This window comes from Pseudomonas sp. GD04091 (genome assembly GCF_029836165.1).
GTDB lineage: Bacteria > Pseudomonadota > Gammaproteobacteria > Pseudomonadales > Pseudomonadaceae > Aquipseudomonas.
In genome coordinates, this window is sequence record NZ_JAOEBG010000046.1 from 1 (window position 1) to 4,477 (window position 4,477).

Sequence of the window (4,477 nt, forward strand, 5' to 3'; positions counted from 1 at the left end):
ATCTTCGCCATCGTCCTGTCGGTGCTGATGCTGATCGCGGGCGCGATCAGCTACTTCCAGCTGCCGCTGAGCGAATACCCGCAGGTCACGCCTCCCACGGTGCAGGTCACCGCTAGCTATCCCGGTGCCAACCCGCAAGTGATCGCCGATACCGTGGCATCACCGCTGGAGCAGGCGATCAACGGCGTAGAAGGCATGATGTACATGCAGTCTCAGATGTCCACCGACGGGAAAATGGTGCTCACCGTCTCCTTCGAGCAGCATATCAACGCCGACATTGCGCAGATCCAGGTGCAAAACCGGGTCTCGCGGGCGTTGCCGCGCCTACCGCCTGAAGTTCAGCGCATCGGTGTTGTCACCGAGAAAACGTCGCCGGACGTTCTCATGGTGGTGCATTTGCTTTCGCCTGGAGGTCGATATGATCCGCTGTACGTCTCCAACTACGCCACACTTCATGTGAAGGATGAGCTGGCTCGTACGCCAGGCGTCGGCGATGTCCTAGTCTGGGGCGCCGGGGAGTATTCGATGCGGGTCTGGCTCGAACCCGCCAAGGTCGCTGCTCGTGGGCTGATCGCGAGCGACGTGGTTGCCGCCATCCGCGAGCAGAACATACAGGTTGCCGCTGGTTCGGTTGGTCAGCAGCCGGATGCCTCGGCGGCGTTCCAGGTCACGGTCAACACTCTGGGCCGACTGTCGAGCGAGGAGCAATTCGGCGAGATCGTCGTGAAGACGGGCGCCGACGGCCAGGTAACTCGCCTGCGGGATGTCGCCCGCATCTCGATGGGGGCCGATTCCTACTCTTTGCGCAGCCTGCTCAATGGCGAGCCGGCGGTGGGGATACAGATCATCCAGAGCCCGGGCGCGAACGCGCTGGATGTGTCTAGCGCGGTGCGCGCGGCAATGGACCGACTTCAAGCTAAGTTCCCCGACGGCATTGAGTATAGGATCGCCTACGACCCCACGGTCTTCGTGCGCGCCTCGCTCCAGTCCGTCGCCGTCACGCTGCTGGAGGCCATCTTCCTGGTGGTGATCGTGGTGGTGCTGTTCCTGCAATCCTGGCGCGCGTCGATCATCCCGCTGATCGCCGTGCCGGTCTCGCTGGTCGGCACGTTCGCGGTGATGCACATGTTCGGTTTCTCGCTGAACACACTGTCGCTGTTCGGACTGGTGCTGTCCATCGGCATCGTGGTGGATGACGCCATCGTGGTGGTGGAGAACGTGGAGCGCCACATAGCGCTGGGCGAATCACCCAAGGACGCGGCGCGCAAGGCGATGGATGAAGTGACTGGCCCGATCCTGGCCATCACCTCGGTGCTGGCAGCGGTCTTCATCCCCTCGGCGTTCCTGTCGGGGCTGCAGGGCGAGTTCTATCGCCAGTTCGCGCTAACCATCGCGTTCTCGACCATCCTGTCGGCGATCAACTCGCTTACGCTGTCGCCAGCGCTGGCCGCCATCCTGCTCAAGCCGCACCACGGCGCGGCCAAGCCCGATCGCGTCACGCGCATCATCGACGGCGTGTTCGGCGGCTTCTTCCGCCGCTTCAACCGCTTCTTCGACCGCGCCTCGAATTCCTACGTCGGGGGCGTGCGCCGCGCGGTGCGCGGCAGCGCCATCGTGCTGCTGCTCTACGTCGGCTTCCTGGGCCTGACCTGGCTGGGCTTCCACAAGGTGCCTGCGGGCTTCGTGCCCGCCCAGGACAAGTACTACCTCGTGGGCATCGCCCAGCTTCCGACCGGCGCCTCGCTGGATCGCACCGAGGCGGTCGTCAAGGAGATGACCAAGATCGCACTGGCTGAGCCGGGCGTCGAGAGCGTGGTGGCCTTCCCGGGCCTGTCGGTCAATGGACCGGTGAACCAGCCGAACACCGCGCTGATGTTCGCCATGCTCAAGCCCTTCGATGAGCGCAAGGACCCGTCGCTGTCGGCCTTCGCCATCCAGGGCAAGCTCATGGGCAAGTTCAGCCAGATCCCGGACGGCTTCGTCGGCATCTTCCCGCCGCCGCCGGTGCCGGGCCTGGGTTCTATGGGCGGCTTTAAGCTGCAGATCGAGGACCGGGCGGGCCTGGGTCCCGAGGCGCTTGCACAAGCACAGGGCCAGATCATGGGCAAGGCCATGCAGGCGCCCGAGCTGGCGAACATGCTCGCCAGCTTCCAGACCAATGCGCCGCAGTTGCAGGTGGACATCGACCGGGTGAAGGCCAAGTCGCAGGGCGTGTCGCTGACCGAGGTGTTCGACACCCTGCAGGTCAACCTTGGCTCGCTCTACGTCAACGACTTCAACCGCTTCGGTCGCACCTACCGGGTAATGGCCCAAGCCGATGCGCAGTTCCGCATGCAGGCTGAGGACATAGGCATGCTCAAGGTGCGCAATGCAGCGGGCGACATGATCCCGCTGAGCGCGTTCGCGACCATCGAGCGCAGTTCCGGCCCCGACCGGGTGATGCATTACAACGGCTTCCCCTCGGCGGACATCAGCGGCGGGCCAGCGCCGGGCTACTCATCCGGCCAGGCCACCGCCGCGATTGAGAAGATCGTGAGCGAATCGCTGCCTGACGGTATGACCTACGAATGGACGGACCTGACTTTCCAGGAAAAGCGAGTTGGCAATACTGCTATCTATATCTTCGCGCTGGCGGTGCTGCTCGCCTTCCTGTTCCTGGCGGCCCAGTACAACAGTTGGTCGCTGCCGTTCGCTGTGCTGCTGATTGCACCCATGGCGCTGCTCTCGGCGATCGCCGGCGTCTGGCTCTCTGGGGGGGACAACAACATCTTCACGCAGATCGGTTTCGTGGTGCTGATCGGCCTGGCCGCCAAGAACGCGATCCTGATCGTGGAGTTCGCCCGCGCGAAGGAAAGCGAAGGGGCCGATCCGCTGGCAGCCGTGCTCGAAGCCGCGCGCTTGCGGCTGCGCCCGATCCTGATGACGTCGTTCGCCTTCATCGCTGGCGTGGTGCCGCTGGTGCTGGCCAGCGGTGCGGGCGCCGAGATGCGCCACGCCATGGGCATCGCGGTGTTCGCCGGCATGCTGGGCGTGACGGTATTCGGCCTGGTGCTGACGCCGGTGTTCTACGTCGTGGTGCGCAAGCTGGCGCTGCGCCGCGAAGCGCGCCATGCCCGTGTCGGCATGACCGACCAGCACGCATGACGGCCAGGAGGACATACGACATGAAAACATCTTTCGCATTCACACGACCCGCCAGGACGCTGGCGCCGCTCGCCCTCGCGGCGGCGTTGACTGGCTGCTCCATGGCACCGAAGTATGACCGGCCCGCAGCGCCGATCGACACGGCTTATCCCTTGGGCGCGGCCTATGTGGAACCGGCGGCCGCGACGCCCGACGACGCGATCACGGCCGAGATCGGCTGGCGGGACTTCTTCCGCGACCCGCTGCTGCAGCAGTTGATCGGCATTTCACTGGAGAACAACCGCGACATGCGCAAGGCCGCGCTCAACGTGGAGGCGGCTCAGGCGCTGTACCGTATCCAGCGTGCCGAGATGCTGCCGAACCTGGGCGTTTCCGCCCGCGGCGCGTCAGAGCGCGTACCGGCCGACCTCAGCACCACGGGGCAAAGCGGCGTGTTCCGGCGCTACGACGTGGCCGGGGTGACGGCCGCCTGGGAACTGGACCTGTGGGGCCGCATCCGCAGCCTCAGCGACCGGGCGCTGGCGTCCTACCTGGCCCTCGACGAGACCCGCATCGCCACGCAGATGAGCCTGGTGTCCGAGGTGGCCAGCGCCTACCTCACGCTGCGTGCCGACCAGGAACTGCTGCGCCTGACGAGCGACACCCTCGCCACGCAGAAGCGCTCCTACGGGCTGACCACCCAACTGGTGGAAGCGGGCAACTCCACGCAGCTCGACCTGCGCCGCGCAGAGATCGCGTTGCGCACCGCCGAGGCCAACCATGCCGCCTACACACGGCAGGCGGCCAAGGACCGCAACGCGCTGGTGCTGCTGTTGGGCCAGCCGCTGACGCCCGAGCTGTCCCGGCAGCTTGACGAGGCCATGGCGCTGCCGGACGACATCGTGCCGACCGGCCTGCCGAGCGGCCTGCCGTCCGAACTGCTCGCGCGCCGGCCGGACATCCGCGCCGCCGAGCAGATGCTGATCGGCGCCAACGCCAACATCGGCGCGGCGCGGGCCGCGTTCTTCCCGACGATCAGCCTTACGGGCTCGGCGGGCACGGCCAGCGCTTCGCTGGACGGCCTGTTCGATTCGGGCTCGCGGGCCTGGAGCTTCCTGCCGCAGATCACGCTGCCCATCTTCCGCGGCGGCGCGCTGCGCGCCAACCTGGACGTGGCGCACGTACAGAAGCGCATCGAGATCGCCAACTACGAGAAGTCCATCCAGGCGGCCTTCGCCGAGGTGGCCGACGGCCTGGCGGGCAAGCGCACGCTCGATGAGCAGATCCGCGCGGAGCAGCTCCTGGTGGCGGCCAGCCAGAAGGCCTACGAGCTGGCCGAGCAGCGCTTCCAGGA

2 protein-coding genes are annotated in these 4,477 nt (G+C 66.2%); both read left to right on the top strand.

Going from position 1 to position 4,477, the window contains the following annotated elements; all coding sequences use genetic code 11:
* A partial coding sequence (locus N7422_RS26775; RefSeq protein WP_279809341.1) for an efflux RND transporter permease subunit occupies nt 1–3,144 on the top strand: 3,144 nt, incomplete at its 5' end.
* A 20-nt stretch (nt 3,145–3,164) separates the two neighbouring features.
* Nucleotides 3,165–4,477, top strand: a 1,313-nt coding sequence (locus N7422_RS26780; RefSeq protein WP_279809342.1) for an efflux transporter outer membrane subunit, incomplete at its 3' end; no start/stop codon positions are given.